The sequence below is a fragment of the Paraburkholderia sp. HP33-1 genome, from assembly GCF_021390595.1.
GTDB lineage: Bacteria > Pseudomonadota > Gammaproteobacteria > Burkholderiales > Burkholderiaceae > Paraburkholderia.
Window position 1 is genome coordinate 571,921 of the sequence record NZ_JAJEJR010000003.1, and the last position, 15,885, is coordinate 587,805.

Here is a 15,885-nt window from a genome sequence, read left to right on the forward strand (position 1 = left end):
CAACAAGCTGTTAAAGGTCGGGTCAATAAAAATCATGAATACCCTTGCCAAAAATACAGTCGTGCGCGCTACCGCTTTTCTGGTTCCAATATTATTTACATGCGGCACGTCCGCAGCCGATTCGCAACGCGATCCTATCGCCGTGCTCAACTCCCTGGTCGATCGTATATACGTTTTGGGAGAAACGAGCGGCAACGTCGACGATATGATCACCGCCGAAGCAAAGGCTGCCGATGAAGTCCGCCAATATGTGGCGAGTGGTGCGACCGACGGACTTCTTGCGCAGGAAAAGGGCAAGCAGTCTCCTCTGCAGACTGCTGCCTACATGGGCTACCCGAACGTTGTTGCGGCGCTGCTCACATCCAATCTTGTAAGAGCCCACATCAATGACGCCGATGAGATGGGGCTGACACCTTGGATTGCCGCGAATTTTTCTATGAGACAGAGTTTGTGGGCATGCAATCCTGCCGTATTCGACAATCCTTTCAAGTTTGTGCCGTTGTTTGTAACACAAGCTTATTACGTATCTAATCCAACACCTCCGTATAAGAAGACACGCGAAGTGCTGGAAGAAGCAGGAGCAGCCTCCGACCTGGCTAAGGCAAAGGAGGTGTGGCTCACAAACTGCAAAAACCAATCAGAGGAGGCAAAGATCAAGGTGCAAGCCAGCAACGACCTGCAGAAAACCGTCCAAGAGCTTGGTGCAAATGATTTGACATCCCTGTTGGTGAAGCTTCGAAAGAAGGCCACAGAGGCACAAAAGAAGCAGTAACCGGTCCACCCGACGCCCCTGACCGTCCGCTCTTCCAGGCTGGCAATTTCCGCTTTGGATCGGGCACGGCAGATCGCGTCAGGCGACTGTACGTTCGATGCAAGCCAGCGCATTCGATGTCGACCTGCCGTTAGCAGGTTGTCTCAAACTCTCTTGTTGCAAGATTTCTGCCCGAATGACGCTGAGGTGCATTTGTGTCGAACTCTATTTCTGTCGAGTGAGTGCATGTTTGTCGCTAGGTCTCTGATTTCATAGGGCATCATGTGTCAAACTCTATTGTTCCTTCACAGCAGGGTGCGGGCAACACGGGGAAGTGTTCCCAAAACGTTCAACCTTAGTGAACGTGAAAGCAAGCTCAATTAGACAAGTCGAAAAAGCAGTCAGACCAAAAACCTGAGGTAGAAAAATATGGCAGAAAACATGGTAGAGAACCGGTTGCGCAAAGACGCGCGGGCGAAGTTTTTGGTCCCCGCGTGCGCGGCTTTCGCAGCACTCATTGTCGGGATCTCAAGCGTCCACGTTGTGCCAGCGGGCCACCGCGGCGTCATCAAGGTCTTTGGCGACGTCCAGGACATCCCACTGGCCGAGGGTATTCACTTCCTGAACCCGGTTGCGCGCGTGGTCGACTTCAACGTGCGCTTCCAGAGCGCGACGGCGGCGAAGGCGGAAGGCGGCACCTCGGATCTGCAGGAGGTGTTCGAAGACATCACCGTGAACTATGAATACGACCCTGCGCATGCGCCCTACGTGTACAACAACTTTGGCGACGACGCAGACATCGAAGCCAAGTTCATCGTTCCAGCGCTCTATGAGTCCTTCAAGGCAGTCACGTCACAATACACGGCAGAGCAACTTGTGACGCAACGCGCGCAGGTTTCGCAGGCGATCGTCCAGAAGCTTCAGGCAAAACTAGCCAAATACCAGATTATCGTTAGCGATATCAACGTTCAGAACTTCCACTTCGATTCGCAATTCGCAGAGGCAGTGCGCCAAAAGGTGGTGGCCGGGCAGTTGCGTCTCACCGCCGAGCAAAACCTTGAGACGGCACGAGTCACGGCGCAGCAGAAGATCGTCGAGGCTGAAGGCCAAGCCAAGGCGATTGCCATCCAGGCCCAAGCGATCCAACAGCAAGGCGGAACGGAGTACGTCGCCCTTGAAGCCGTGAAGAAATGGGACGGACATCTTCCGACTCAGTGGTCGGGAGCGGCTATCCCATTCGTGAACTTCGCCACGCAGAAGTAGGTGGTGTCGGTCGTAGCGGTCTACTTGGGCCTCGGTCTAAAGGGCGCGGGGACCGAGGTCGCAGTCTTCGCAGCGATCGCGGTAATGATCGCTCTGTCGCGCATGGCATAGGAAAAGCACATAACAATGCGAACTAGACCGGGGGTATCGATCACGAAAGGCCCGCCCGAAGCCTCTGCATTTTATTGAAGCGTTCGCAACGTCGGTTCCTGTTGGTGCTCACCGGTCGTTCGCGAACGGCAGGAGACGTTCCCGACCTGGATACGCTAGATACTGGCTAGCCTCTTCAACCGCATCGCGCTAAAGAGGCACCCCAACAGTGCGCAGGCGCCGCCGAGGCACACCGCCATCCGGGAGCCCGAAGCGGGCCACCAATGAAAACATTGGGCAACCAGTCCAGCCCCAAGGGTCTGTCCCATCAGCCGTGAGATTGCCACAATGGCACTTGCGCCACCGCTGCGCGCGGCAGTCGCACCACTCATGATTTCGCGCATGTTCGGCGACTGAAACAGTCCGAAACCGATCCCGCAAACGCCAAGACGAGCGGCTATACCCAAGCTCGAAACACTACCGCTCATCGTCGCCAGCAAGGCCATCCCAAGCGCCAGAAGGACGAGTCCCACACTGCAGAGCACACCGGATGGATATCTATCGCTAAGCGGAGCGACGACCACCGCCATGACGGCCACCAGCAGAGGCCACGCTGCAATCACGAAACCGGTTCGGGCGACCGGCATGCCGAAGGCGCCCTGAAGGAGAAACGGTAGCGAAACAAGCGCCAGCGATTGGGTTGCGAAAGCGCAAATAGAAGTTAGCGACGACAGTCTCACTGTCCGAATCGCCATGAGATCGACCGCAAGCATTGGCGCGGGATGTCCGCGTTGCTTTCGCATCAGGACAATGGCACAGGCTATGGACGCCAGCATGCAGACAATCGCAAGGACGCTTCCGCCTCCATTCTCCATCGTGCAGATGCCGAACATCAAAAGCCCAAAGAATGCCGTGCACAATGCTGCAGATGCAGATTCAAATCGATGCCTTCCGCCCGCGACATCCGGAAGATAAAGGACAGCAAGAACTATTGCCGTCGCAGCCACTGGCACGTTGACGCGAAACAGCCAATGCCAGCTCGCGAACGTGAGGACGGTCGATGCGGCGACTGGGCCAAGCGTAAATCCAATGGCGACGACCAGAGCATTCGTACTCAGGCCTCGCCCCAGCATCGTTGGAGGATGGATGTGTCGAATAAATGCGGCGATGACACTCATGATTGCGGCCGCGCCCACACCCTGCATCGCGCGCCCGACGACAAGTAATGCGAGGGTCGAAGAAGCGCCGCAGATCGCCGACGCGACACCGAAAAGCGCCAGTCCGCCGATAAACACCCTTCGATAACCTATGGATTCTCCAAGTGCAGCACATGGCAACAGTGCTGCAATCATCGCAATCTGATAGGCATTGGTTACCCAGATGATCGTGGCCTCGGTTGAGTGCAGATCGATAGCGATTTCAGGCAGCGCCGTGTTTGCAATGGTGGTGTCCAGTGCCGCGAGAATCGCCGCGGTCATCAATGCCGCCATGCACATGCGTCGTCGTGCGGTCGAAACCATTTCCTCTTGTGCCGCGGCTTCACCCGGAGCCTGGTGCCTTGGCGTGCTCGCCTGATTTTCCAACACCGTGCTCGTGTTCATTTCACGCGCCATGTCCAGTTGAAATCATCCGCAACCACGCCGCGCTGAATACCTACTAATTCGTCTCGCAGTGCATCGGTCAATGGTCCCCCCGGAATCGGGAATTCGCCGTCTTTGAACCGGACCTTGCCGATCGATGCGATCACCGCTGCTGTTCCACAGGCGAATGCTTCGGTCAGGCGGCCAGTTGCAGCATCTTCTCGCCATTGATCGAAGGAGTAAGGACGTTCCTCGACGTGGAGGCCTCGCTTTTTCGCAATGCTGATGATGGAGTCACGTGTGATGCCGGGCAAAATTGTGCCGAGCGAAGGGGTCACCAGCACGCCGGATACAACAAAGAAGACGTTCATTCCGCCGAGTTCTTCGAGCCACCGACCTTCGGCGGCGTCGAGAAATGCAACCTGGTCGCAGTCGTGACGGGTGGCTTCTGCCTGAGCGATCAATCCCGCAGCATAGTTTCCGCCGCATTTGGCTGCGCCCGTGCCACCTTTTGCCGCCCGCGTGTAGTGCTCCGAGACCCATACAGTAATCGGCTTGGCGCCGCCCTTGAAATAGGCGCCAGCGGGACTGGCGATCACGCAAAACGTGAACCGGTTAGCCGGGCGCACGCCCAGGAATAACTCAGTGGCGAACATGAAGGGGCGCAGATACAGGCTCGTTCCTTCGCCTTTGGGAACCCATGCGCTGTCTACGCGGAGAAGTCGCTCGATGGCCTCGACGAAGACGGCTTCCGGAATCGTCGGCATCGTCATTCGGGTTGCCGAGGCGTTGAACCGGTGCGCGTTGTCCGCAGGTCGGAACAAGGCTACGGTACCGTCCGGTTGCGCGTAGGCTTTCATGCCCTCGAAGATTTCCTGGGCGTAATGCAGGACGGCAGAAGCTGGGTCGAGCGAAAACGGTTCACGAGGACGAACCCTGGCGTCGTGCCATCCGTCTTCGCTTGTCCACTGAATCGTCACCATATGGTCAGTGAACACCTTTCCAATCTTGGGGGTATGTAACGCTTCCTCGCGTTGTTCTGCAGGCGTGGGCTGGGTCGTCGACGTTGTCGAGAATTGCATGTTGAACACTCTGATTATGAAGCGGAGGGGCTGAACTGACTGGTGATCCTTCGCCCCCAACCTTGAACGCCGCGCTGGCACGGCATGAGCGCTATGCTCCGCTCCTGGTCATCTCGTGTCCAATATCGTTTTGTCTCTGATTGATACATAATTCGTATCATGGATCTCCGCAGACTCAGATACTTTGTGGTTCTGGCCGAAACCCTGCATTTTGGCCGTGCGGCTTTGCGCCTGAATATCGCGCAGCCGCCTCTCAGCCATCAAATTCGCGTGCTGGAGGAGGAACTTGGCGCGCGCCTGTTCGATCGGAGCAATCGTCGCGTTGAATTGACGGCGGCGGGGATGGCACTGCTGCCAGAAGCGCGCGCGCTGCTGGCCCAAGCAGAAAAGGCAAGTACGATTGCCGCGCGTGTTGAGCGTGGCGAGCTAGGGGAGCTTCGAATTGGCTTCACCAGCGCGGCGGCGCTGACACACGTGATCCCGCGCCTGATACTTGCCTACCGTCGTGATTGGCCGGGGGTGCGGTTGAGCATCCACGAATTGACGACACAGGGACAGTTAACCGCAATGCTTGAGCGACGCCTCGACTTTGCGTTTATTCGTGGAACAGTTGCGCCGGATTTGCCGCCCGCGTTTGGCGCGGTGCGCTTGTTTGAAGACGCTTTTGTTGCCGCGCTTCCGCCCCGGCACCCATGCGCCGATGGTAAAGGCCCGCTTTCCGTAAAGGCCCTGGCCAATGAGCCATTTGTCATGTATCCGGCTGACAGCGGCACGGGGGCATACGAGCAGGTGATGTCGCTATGCCGCCATGCGGGCTTCGCCCCCCAGGTCGTCCAGGAAGCTCTCTCTGCCCCCACGATGGTCGGTCTGGTTGCGGCTGGACTGGGCGTAGCGCTGGTGCCGGAATCATTCCAGCGCATCGAGGCAAACGAAGTGACCTTTAGACCGTTGCGTGATAGCCAGGCCAAGTCGGCGATGTGGCTAGTCTTCCGTGCTGACGAAGTCGCCGTTCGCGAAGCTGCATTCCTGGAGCTTGCCGGAGTTGTCAAAAGACCGGGGCGTTAGATGGCACGGTCTTAGGTCGCATTGCAGCCGGCCTGGTCGTTGACCAGGCCATACGTTTCGACCGCTATCTTCAGCAAAGCAGCGGCTCGAATGTACTGATTCTCGCGGTGACGAACGGCAGGAAGTGGCCGACAGTACGCGTTCACCCACCTCGCCGGAAAGCTGCCGTTGAAGACTCCAGCGTCAACTCCGTGGAACGTGCACGGAACTGGTGCTCTCGGCCAGTTGGAGTCGCACAACTCAACGTCGCGACTGCCCGTTCACGAATGGATATGAGCCAGTGGCGGTCGTCGTGACACCGCTAACGATCTGGATTTGAGAAGAAGACGCATGGTTGAACGAGAGGCCGTGGTCGCTTGTTCTACAATGTAATAGCAGGGAAATCGAAGTCAATTCTGCGTCAACGGCGACCACTGCCGAATCAAGGACACGGAGCGCAACGATCCCACGATGGAATGAGGCCGCGCTACGCGCGCGGAAAAGCGCCAGGACAAGTGGGAAAAACAGGAAAGGAGGAGCACATGGCGAAGCGAGTGATTGTGACCGGTGGCAGCGGCCTGGCCGGAAAATGGGTCGTCCAGAACCTGGTCGAGCACGGTTACGAGGTGATGAATCTTGATCGCGTACCCATGGCAGCGCGCACGGCGCGCACGTTGATCACGGACATCACCGATGCGGGCCAGGTATTCAATGCGCTGGCATCGAGCACGGCGCCGGGAGAATTCGTCGACGACCTCGAACCAAAGCCGATCGACGCGATTGTGCATTTTGCGGCGATCCCTCGCATCATGATAACGCCTGACAACGAGGTCTACCGGATCAACGTGATGGGCACGTACAACATCCTCGACGCAGCGTCGAAGCTTGGCATCCGCAAGGTGATCGTCGCATCGAGCGAAACCACATACGGTATGGTGTTCGCGCACCGGGATCGCAGTCCAGAGTACTTCCCGCTCGACGAGGAATACCCGGTGAACCCGATGGACAGCTATGCAACGTCAAAGGTTATCAACGAAGTGACGGCGAAGGCGTTCCACGCGCGCACCGGCTCTGACATTTACTGCTTTCGTATTGGCAACGTGCTCGAACCCAGCGACTACGCGAAGTTTCCGGAGTGGCTCAAGGATCCAGCACTGCGCAAGAGGATTGCGTGGAGCTATATCGACGGCCGCGATCTCGCGAGCGCGTGCCGGCTCGCCATCGAAAAGGACGGCCTCGGTTTTCAGGTCATGAACGTCGCGGCCGACGACGTGTCGTCCGACGTACCCACCGCGGAACTGCTCCAACGCTACTACCCCGGCGTGCCGCTCAAAAAGCAACTAGGCGAGTTCGAGACCCTGCTCAGCAACGAGAAGCTCAAGCGCCTGCTTGGGTGGAAACAGCAACACTACTGGCGCGACGAGGCGAAAAGGATCGTCCAGTAGGCATGGCGGCCCGGCACCAAGCCGGCCAACCGCGCCGTGCAGGTCTTCATGGACTGCTGTGCAACGACGGAGCCCCCTACCGCGCGAGCGGTTTAGTTCGCCGACCCACTCCGTCCGTTGCATCCCATAGACGCCGACGACAGCTTTCGAACGGATTGTGTTGAAAAAGTCGCCCGGCATGCGGATTGTTGGGTATCCTGGAAGCCATCGATCGACGGGAGTGATTCGTCATGATGGGTCAACTGGGCAGCGGACAGGACAAACTCTTCTACTCGTTCAACCTCGATAGTCACGTCCCTCGCGAGCACCTGTTGAGAGGCATCGATCACTTTCTTGATCTGCGTGATCTACGCCAGCATCTTGCGCCGTTCTACAGTCCCATGGGACGGCCATCGATTGATCCGGAGCTCATGATCCGCATGTTGATTGTGGGCTACTGTTTCGGCATCCGGTCCGAGCGCAGGCTATGCGAAGAAGTGCATCTGAATCTGGCGTATCGATGGTTCTGCCGCCTGGGCCTGGAGGACGCCGTACCCGAACACTCGACATTCTCCAAGAACCGCCACGGTCGCTTCCGCGATAGCGATGTGCTGCGCCATGTGTTCGAGTCGGTACTGGGTCGGTGCATGTCCGAAGGGCTCGTAAAGGGTGAAGGATTCGCGATTGACGCGAGCATCATCAGAGCCGACGCGAGTTCTGTACGCGGTGTTCCGGGTTCTGAACCCATCGACTGGGGTTGTGTCAAGGGCCAAAGCCGTGCCGTGCGGGAGTATCTGGAAGCGTTGGAAGAAGCGAATCCAGCAGGCACCGAAGCGGCGGAGATGACAGAGTCATCGACGCCTCCAAAGAGGATATCCCTGACGGATCCCGCTGCGAGCTGGACAGCCGCCAAGGGTGGCTTGCCGTTCTTCGCCTACTCGACCAATTATCTGATTGACCTGCAAGCAGGGATCATCGTTGACGTCGAGGCGACGCCCGCGAACCGTTCCCACGAAGTGGAATCAACCAGGACGATGATTGATCGCGTTGAGCAGCGGCGCGATCTCAAACCTCGACGTCTTGCAGGCGACACCGCGTATGGCTCAGCAGCGATGCTTGCCTGGATGATCGAAGAGAAGGAAATTGCACCACATGTTCCGGTCTGGGATAAAACGACGCGCAAGGACAATACATTGTCCAGCAGCGAGTTCCGATGGGATGAACTCGCTAATGAATATCGCTGTCCTACCGGGCACGCACTACGCAGTGATCGGCGCAAATTCAGGAATCCGCGCTCGCGCATCACGAAGGCAGACACGATCATCTATCGGGCAAGCCCGCTCGACTGCGGGAGCTGTTCGATGAAGGAGCGCTGCTGCCCGAATACACCATTCCGCAAGATTGCCCGCAGCATCCATGAAGCTGCACGCGACGAGGCCAGGCGTATTGCGAAGACGCCTGAATACAAGCGATCTTGCCGTGAGCGAAAGAAGGTGGAAATGCTCTTTGCGCATCTCAAACGCATCCTGAAACTGGACCGTTTGCGACTGCGAGGTCCAAGCGGTGCTCATGATGAGTTCCTGATGGCAGCGACTGCGCAAAACCTGCGAAGAATGGCCAAGCGGTTCATGCCTGGAAGCAAGCAGATGAACCAGACCGTTGCATGACGAGCAACGGGGGACCGTTGCCTCGTTCAAGGTCGCCGCTTCGCCGATCGCCACAACTCGAAAACGTGCTGCGAACTCCTGCGTCTCCGACCAAAACAAGACTTTTTCAACACAATCGAACGTAGAGCGGTCATCGCTTTGCCAGCGGGAGCGAGCACCTCCTCAGCTTATGCAGGCTTGAGCCACGGTGCGTTGAGCGCGTATGCGCATCGAGGCAATACCGTTCGCTCGCGCAACGCAGGGAAGCGAGTCAGACCGGCGCGCGCCAACAGCGTGTCGAACCTACAACCTGAAACTGCTCATGCCTGTATGCAGTTTCTTTGCTTGATCGTCCAGCGACCGTGCCGCTCCTGTCGCCCACTTCGGCCGCCCGATTTATGTTCGCACGGATGTCGGTCAACCTTTCGTCGTATCTGCGCCGCAGGCGCGGCGGCAACCCCATCACTCCGCGACCAGCAGAGAGCGGGTGCCTAATATCTAATCGTTGAAGTGACAACCTGCGCGAAAATTTCCGCGCGTCCTCTCAGGCTGTATTGACATGAACCCGTAAATGCAGCCGTCGGAATGCATTCGGCGTCATACCTTTACTTTTCTTGAAAAGTCTCCGGAAATATCCGCTGTCCTCGAATCCGCATTCGTAGGCGACCTGCGCGATCGTCAACCGGTCTTCGGCAAGAACGATCGCGGCATGCAGCATGCGACGTTCATGGACAGCGTCGGTCAGCGTGTGGCCATAGACGGCTCGATACACGCGTCCGAGATAGTCCGCGTTGCAGCCGAGGTGCGCCGCAATCGACGAGGCACTGATCGCCTCATGAAAGTGCGTACGGATCCATCGGTCGGCGCTAGCCGCCAACTGCTGGGGCGCCCCGTCGACAGCAGTAGCGGCGACGCGCGAGCGCTTCAGTTCCCAGAGCATCTGCAGGATCGTAAGGCTGTCCGGCAATGATTGGACGCCATAGATTTGCTGATCGTTCAGCAGGCGTTGGAACATCCCCGACAGGTGATCTGGCCTTTCGACCCGTGCGTGCTGTGGAATTTCCAACAGCACACGGGAAGCCGATTCGGCCAAAGGCGTTTCAGGCACGGTGAAATGCACCCAGTAAAACTTGAGTTCGGGGGCAAACGGTGACGTGCCGCCGTGCAACCGGCCAGGCCAGAGCAGCAATGTTTCCCCCGCATTCACCTCGAATTGCTGACCGTCCTCATGAAGCTTGAGGCACCCCTGCCGGACATAGATCAGTTCGTATGACTGGATTCTCCGCGACGGATGCACACCCAGGCCGCGCGATACGAAAAGGCCGCCGTTACTGGCTTCGATAGGCGGCAACCAGGCGAGGCGGAGTGCAGAATCTGACATGGGCAGAAAAGTCGGAATTGTCCTGTTTTACTGCGGATTCTTCATCTTGCGATGGCAAACGGGGCGTGTCAATCTCTGCGGACTGGGTGTTCGCGGAAGCCCGGTAAAAGCTGCTGCAACGCACAAAGATCGAAAAAAGCACATTTTCCCGGAGTTTGGCGGCACGTCGCGAACGGCGAAGCCAGCATGAGGGCTCGGAGAACGTCGCAAGACGCGTGTCGATAACAAGAGGAGACATCCATGAATCGATGCAAGCGGTGGCTTGGGCGGTTGGCATGCGTGGTAGTGTTCGTCGCGACCCACGCACGGGCCGACGATGGCATTTCCTTCTGGGTGCGGGCAGCGGATGCGGGGTTCGTCACTCCGCTGGTCGCCACATGGAATCAAGGTCATCCGACCAAGGTGAATCTGACCATCATCCCGAGCGATGACTTCGTCACCAAGTTCGGCACCGCGTCGGCAGGAGGCGCCGCGCCCGACGTGATCGCCATCGACCTGATTTTCGTGCCCGAATTTGCGCGGGCGGGCCAGTTGACCGACATTACGGACCAAGCCAAAAAGCTGCCTTTCTACCAGACCCTCAGTCCCTCTCATCTTCGGCTCGGGAGTTACCAGGGCAAGCAATATGCGTTGCCTTTCAGCGCGGAAAGTTCGATGTTGCTGTACAACAAGAGCCTCTTCAAACGCGCAGGACTAAATCCCGACCAGCCGCCGAAGACGTGGGCCGAACTCGAAGCCGACGCCAAAAAGATCACCGCGCTCGGCAACGGAGTCAAGGGTTTCTATTTTTCCGGTGCGTGCGGCGGCTGCAACATCTTTACGATGACGCCCTATGTCTGGGCGTCCGGTGGCGACCTGTTCTCAGCAGACGGCAAGACGGCGACGCTCAATAATCCCGCGCTCGAAGGCACGCTTGCCATGTATCGCCGTATGTGGGAAGCGGGCGATATTCCAGCGAGCGCGAAAACGGACAGCGGCGCCAACTTCATCAACGCGTTCCTGACTGGCAAGATCGGCATGGTCGGTTCCGGTGCATTTTCAATCGGCATCCTGAAGAAAACGCATCCTGAGATCGACTTCGGCCTCGCCTATCTGCCCGGACAGAATGGCGGCTGGGCGAGCTTCGCCGGTGGTGACTCGATCGCCATCCCGGTGGGCTCGCAGCACAAGCAGGACGCGCTCGAATTCATCAAGTGGAGCCTCAGCGAACAAGTCCAGGTCGATCAGTTTGCGAAGAACGGCAGTATTCCCGTGCGTGTCGACCTCGCCGACAACGCCTATAGCAAGCTGGACAGCCGCTATCTGCTCGCCGCCACGGCGATGAGCAAAGGTCGCACGCCGTACAGCGCAAAGTTCAATCAGTTGATCAACGATCCGAACGGCCCCTGGCTCGCCATGATTCAGGAGGCGGTTTTCGGCAAGGGCGTCGATGCGGCCGTCTCGACTGCGCAGGCACGCTTCACCGAGATCCTGAACGCCCAGTAGGAGGCGCTAAGACAATGGACGTGCTGAACGAAGCGCCGCCCGGCGGCACCCGTTTCGCGCCGCCGGGCAAGCTCCGGAAGCAGCGTGGGGGAACGGGCCGCCGCGGGCGCGCTGGATACTGGTTCGTGCTGCCTTGCCTGACCTTTACGGCGGTATTTTTTCTCCTGCCGTTGGCAATGACGATCGGCATGTCGTTCTACCACTGGCCACTGATGGGCGTGCCCTCGTTTGCGGGAATTCGCAACTATTTCGACCTGCTGCACGACGCGTCGTTCTGGGGCGCGCTGTGGTTTACGACCGAGTACACGCTGCTCGTCACGCCAGCGATCTTCGTGGTGGCTTTCGCGCTGGCGTTGCTGGTGAATCAGGCAAGCCGCTTTGTCGGCATCTTCCGGACTGCGTTTTTCTTGCCGGTCGTCATCGGCATGACGACGGCGAGCCTGCTGTGGGTATGGCTGTTCAACGATCAGGTCGGCATCTTCAGTGCGATCCTGATGCAACTGGGTATCGTCAGCGAGCCGGTGCAGTGGCTCGGCGACACCCATTCGGCCCTTGCCTCGCTGATCGTCATGGTGGTGTGGAAAGCCTGCGGCTTCACGATGGTGATCCTTCTGGTCGGTATGCAGGCCATCCCGCGGGATCTCTACGAGGCAGCCCGTATCGACGGCGCGCAGTGGTGGGCGCAACAGCGCTACATCACGCTGCCGATGATGCGGCGCACCTTCGCGCTCGCGCTGATCATGGCGGTTATCGGTTCCTACCTGGCATTCGAGCAGTTCTACGTGATGACCCGAGGTGGGCCGATGAACAGCACGATCACGGTGGTGCACTGGATCTATCGGGCTTCGTTCACGTATTTCAAGCTGGGCTACGGCGCGGCGATGTCGGTGGTGCTGCTGATCGTGTTGCTCGCACTGAGCGTGATGCAGATGGTTCTTCTGCGAGACGACGATGAGTAACAAGCTACGCTCCGCCGAGACTGGTTTCGGTCAGCTGCCGCCGCCAACCCCGATGCAGGCCAGCGTGCCCGCCTTGCACTATGCCGGCCACGCACGGCAACTGAAGGTGCGGCTCCAGGTGGTTCTCTACTACCTGGTCTGCGGAGTCGTCACGCTGCTCTTTCTATTTCCGATCGCCTGGTCCGCGCTCACCTCGTTCTATTCGCCTGCCGATGCGAGCGCGTCCCCGCCACGCTGGATTCCGTCCCGTCTGTCGGTCGAGAATTACCAGAACCTCGCGGGTTACGGCGAAGGGATCTGGCGTTACCTCGGCAACAGTGCGTCCGTGGCGCTGATGACGGTAGCGATGACCCTCGTACTGTCGACGCTCGGCGGTTACGGATTCTCGAGATTCCGCTTCCGGGGGCGCAATCTGATCTTCGTCGTCATCCTGGCGACGCTGATGATTCCGTTCCAGTCGATCCTCAACCCGCTCTTCGTGTTGCTGCGCTGGCTGCATCTGCAAGGTACGCTGTTTGGGCTTGCACTCGTCTACACGACGTTCCAGTTGCCGTTTGCCGTGTTCATGATGCGCAACTCGTTCGACTCGGTTCCGCTGGAAATCGAGGATGCATCGCTAATCGATGGATGCAGTTCGCTTCAGTCGCTGCGCATGATCATGTTGCCGCTGGTGCTGCCTGGGCTCGTGACGGCCGGCCTGTTCGCCTTCTTCGGTTCCTGGAATGAACTGCTGGCTGCGCTGATCCTGCTCGGCGACGCCAGACACTACACCCTCCCGGTCATGCTGTTGAACGCGCAAAGCGGACAGCTCGGGGCGATCGACTGGGGACTGATGCAGGCCGGCATCACGATTTCGATCCTGCCGTGCGCGATTCTTTTCCTGTTGCTGCAGCGCTTTTACATCAATGGTCTGATTGCTGGTGCGGTCAAGGCATAACCCTTTCCCATACATCATGAACGACACAAGAACCTTGCGACAGCCTGTAGTAGTCGATTCCGCGTCTACCCGCTACGCGCGCGTCAAACCCGTCGCCGTCACCGCAGTCGAACTGCGCGGCGACTTCTGGGGGCGACGGTTTGCGACGAACATCGAAAAGACCCTGCCGAGCCAGTGGGACCTGCTTGAAAGCACCGGGCGGCTGAACAATTTCCGCCGGGTGTCCGGCGACCATGACGGCCCCTTCGAAGGCATATTTTTCAACGACTCCGACTTGTACAAGTGGCTCGAAGCCGCGTCGTGGGCAGTGGCAAGCGGACCTCACGAGCTGCTGGAGAAGCGCATAGATGAAGGCATTGCCCTGATCGAACGCGCGCAGGACGAAGACGGATATATCGACAGCTATTTCAGCGTGGAACGGAAGGCGGAGCGTTGGAGCAACCTGCGCGACCTGCACGAGATGTACTGCGCAGGCCATTTGATCCAGGCTGCGGTCGCGCACCACCGGGCGACCGGAGAGAGCCGCTTGTTGAACGTGGCGACCCGTTTCGCCGATCTCTTGTGCGATCGTTTCGGCCCCGAGGCGGAAGGGAAGATGGAGGCTATCGACGGGCACGAGGAAATCGAAATGGCGCTCATCGAACTCGCGCGCGAAACGGGCAATGACCGGTATCTCGCGCTGGCGCGCTTCTTTATCAAGGCGCGCGGTCGCGGCCTGCTCGCGGGCGGCCGATTCGGCGACGCGTATTTCCAGGACGAGGTGCCATTCGAGCAAATGGAAACACTGGCTGGGCATGCAGTGCGCGCCTTGTACATGTCGTGCGGCGTGACCGATCTCTACCTGGAGACCGGCGAAGCAGGCCTGCTACCGCGGCTTGAAACGCTGTGGGACCGGCTGGTCGCGCGTCGCATGTACATTACTGGCGGCGTCGGCGCGCGGCACGACGGCGAATCGCTCGGGGCCGACTTCGAGTTGCCGAACGGCCAGGCTTATACCGAGACTTGCGCGGCGATTGGCAGCATGATGTGGTGCCACCGGATGTTTGCCGCAACGGGAGACGCACGTTACGCCGACCTGTTCGAGTGGACGTTGTACAACGGCATGCTGCCGGGCTGGTCGCTTGGTGGGCAAGGGTATTACTACGTGAATCCGCTGGAGGACGACGGCGGCCATCGCCGGCAACCCTGGTACTACTGTGCGTGCTGCCCGCCGAATGTCGCGCGCACGGTTGCGTCGCTGCCCGGCTACGTCTATGGGATCGATGCCGACTCGATCTACGTGCAACAGTACATGGAGAGCGATGCGCAGATCGATTTCAACGGGCGCACGGTGGCACTGCGCCAGCGCACGCGGTATCCGTGGGACGGCGCTATTGAAATCGGCGTTGATGCGCAGGGCGAGTTCGCGCTCAAGTTGCGGGTCCCCGGATGGGTCGACGGCGCGGCTGGATTCGTGACGCCTCGCGATAGCGCAGCGGCTACAACGAGAACGCATGCGCCGATCAGGCTGACCGTCAACGGCCAACCGGTCGACGCAAACCCGGACGCGAGCGGCCACATTGTGATCAGGCGATTATGGCAACCCGCAGATGTGGTCCGGATGACGTTGCCCATGAGCCTGCGCGCCTGGCAAAGTCACCCGAAGGTTCCCGACAACCGCGGCCGGATCGCGTTGAGTCGCGGGCCCCTGCTGTACTGCGTCGAACGCGCCGACATGCCAGGCGTCGATCTCGACGAGCTGTATGTCGATCCACACCAACTCGAAGAGGAATGGCGAGAAGATCAACTCGATGGCGTCGTAGTGCTCAAGGGCGCTGCGCAGAAACGCGAAATCGATTCGAGCTGGTCGGGGGCACTTTACCGGCCGCTGAATCACGCGGCGGATGCAACGCAGCGCGACGATGCCACTGTGATCGCTATCCCTTACTTCGCCTGGCATAACGGCGAAAGCGGACCCATGAAGGTCTGGCTGAACTATCGAGGGGACTGAACGGATCCCGCCTCTTGAGCCGCACGAGAAGGGCAATGCGCGAAAGCTCGGTGCGACGTCCGAGCATTGCCATTTGTTCGACAGCGAAGGGAAGGCGTTTCAGCGAAGGGTCGAAGCAGCACCAACGGCGTGATCACGTCATTCAACCTGCGAGTCGACCAATGCCTCACAGTACGCCTGCGCTCGCCTGGATCGCTTGCGCCATGGAATCGAATGAGTCTTTTCCCTGGCCGAGGGAATTGATTCCCTCCTG

General features: G+C 58.9%; 12 protein-coding genes and 1 pseudogene. 10 read left to right on the forward strand and 3 right to left on the reverse strand.

Annotated features, from left to right (window positions below; all coding sequences use genetic code 11):
• Positions 1-34: 34 nt before the first annotated feature.
• Entirely contained in the window at positions 35-772 is a 738-nt protein-coding gene (locus L0U81_RS29625; RefSeq protein WP_233809064.1) for a hypothetical protein, read from the forward strand.
• 408 nt (positions 773-1,180) lie between these two features.
• The gene (locus L0U81_RS29630; RefSeq protein WP_233809066.1) at positions 1,181-2,014 is read left to right on the forward strand and encodes a prohibitin family protein; all 834 of its coding nucleotides are present in this window, start codon (positions 1,181-1,183) and stop codon (positions 2,012-2,014) included.
• Between the two features lie 266 nt (positions 2,015-2,280).
• Here the strand turns inward: L0U81_RS29630 and L0U81_RS29635 are convergent, their stop codons facing one another.
• Both L0U81_RS29635 and L0U81_RS29640 read right to left on the reverse strand, forming a co-directional pair.
• A complete protein-coding gene (locus L0U81_RS29635; protein ID WP_233809068.1) occupies positions 2,281-3,705 on the reverse strand; it encodes an MFS transporter in 1,425 nt (474 codons plus the stop codon).
• On the reverse strand, positions 3,702-4,766 hold the full coding sequence (locus L0U81_RS29640) for a branched-chain amino acid aminotransferase (protein ID WP_233809070.1): 1,065 nt from the start codon (positions 4,764-4,766) through the stop codon (positions 3,702-3,704). Before L0U81_RS29640 ends, L0U81_RS29635 begins: the two co-directional genes overlap by 4 nt.
• A gap of 159 nt (positions 4,767-4,925) precedes the next feature.
• Between L0U81_RS29640 and L0U81_RS29645 the strand changes: the two genes are divergently transcribed.
• From L0U81_RS29645 to L0U81_RS29655, 3 genes are all read left to right on the forward strand, one after another.
• Entirely contained in the window at positions 4,926-5,831 is a 906-nt protein-coding gene (locus L0U81_RS29645) for a LysR substrate-binding domain-containing protein (RefSeq protein ID WP_233809079.1), read from the forward strand.
• Between the two features lie 521 nt (positions 5,832-6,352).
• A complete protein-coding gene (locus L0U81_RS29650; protein ID WP_233809081.1) occupies positions 6,353-7,255 on the forward strand; it encodes an NAD-dependent epimerase/dehydratase family protein in 903 nt (300 codons plus the stop codon).
• A 230-nt stretch (positions 7,256-7,485) separates the two neighbouring features.
• Entirely contained in the window at positions 7,486-8,901 is a 1,416-nt protein-coding gene (locus L0U81_RS29655; protein ID WP_233805282.1) for an IS1182 family transposase, read from the forward strand.
• A gap of 523 nt (positions 8,902-9,424) precedes the next feature.
• On the opposite strand, the gene L0U81_RS29660 is transcribed toward L0U81_RS29655, so the two are convergent.
• The gene (locus L0U81_RS29660) at positions 9,425-10,261 is read right to left on the reverse strand and encodes an AraC family transcriptional regulator (protein WP_233809083.1); all 837 of its coding nucleotides are present in this window, start codon (positions 10,259-10,261) and stop codon (positions 9,425-9,427) included.
• Between the two features lie 240 nt (positions 10,262-10,501).
• Between L0U81_RS29660 and L0U81_RS29665 the strand changes: the two genes are divergently transcribed.
• The 5 genes and pseudogenes from L0U81_RS29665 to L0U81_RS33735 all read left to right on the forward strand — a co-directional run.
• Positions 10,502-11,746 carry an ABC transporter substrate-binding protein gene (locus L0U81_RS29665; protein WP_233809085.1) on the forward strand — a complete coding sequence of 415 codons (1,245 nt, stop codon included), beginning with the start codon at positions 10,502-10,504 and terminating at the stop codon, positions 11,744-11,746.
• Between the two features lie 14 nt (positions 11,747-11,760).
• A complete protein-coding gene (locus tag L0U81_RS29670) occupies positions 11,761-12,705 on the forward strand; it encodes a carbohydrate ABC transporter permease (RefSeq protein WP_233809087.1) in 945 nt (314 codons plus the stop codon).
• Positions 12,698-13,642: a carbohydrate ABC transporter permease gene (locus L0U81_RS29675; protein ID WP_233809089.1), complete on the forward strand. Its 945-nt coding sequence runs from the start codon at positions 12,698-12,700 to the stop codon at positions 13,640-13,642. Before L0U81_RS29670 ends, L0U81_RS29675 begins: the two co-directional genes overlap by 8 nt.
• Before the next feature lie 16 nt (positions 13,643-13,658).
• Positions 13,659-15,632: a glycoside hydrolase family 127 protein gene (locus L0U81_RS29680; RefSeq protein ID WP_233809098.1), complete on the forward strand. Its 1,974-nt coding sequence runs from the start codon at positions 13,659-13,661 to the stop codon at positions 15,630-15,632.
• Between the two features lies 1 nt (position 15,633).
• Positions 15,634-15,765, forward strand: a pseudogene (locus tag L0U81_RS33735) (ABC transporter ATP-binding protein); the annotation flags it as partial.
• Positions 15,766-15,885: the final 120 nt, after the last annotated feature.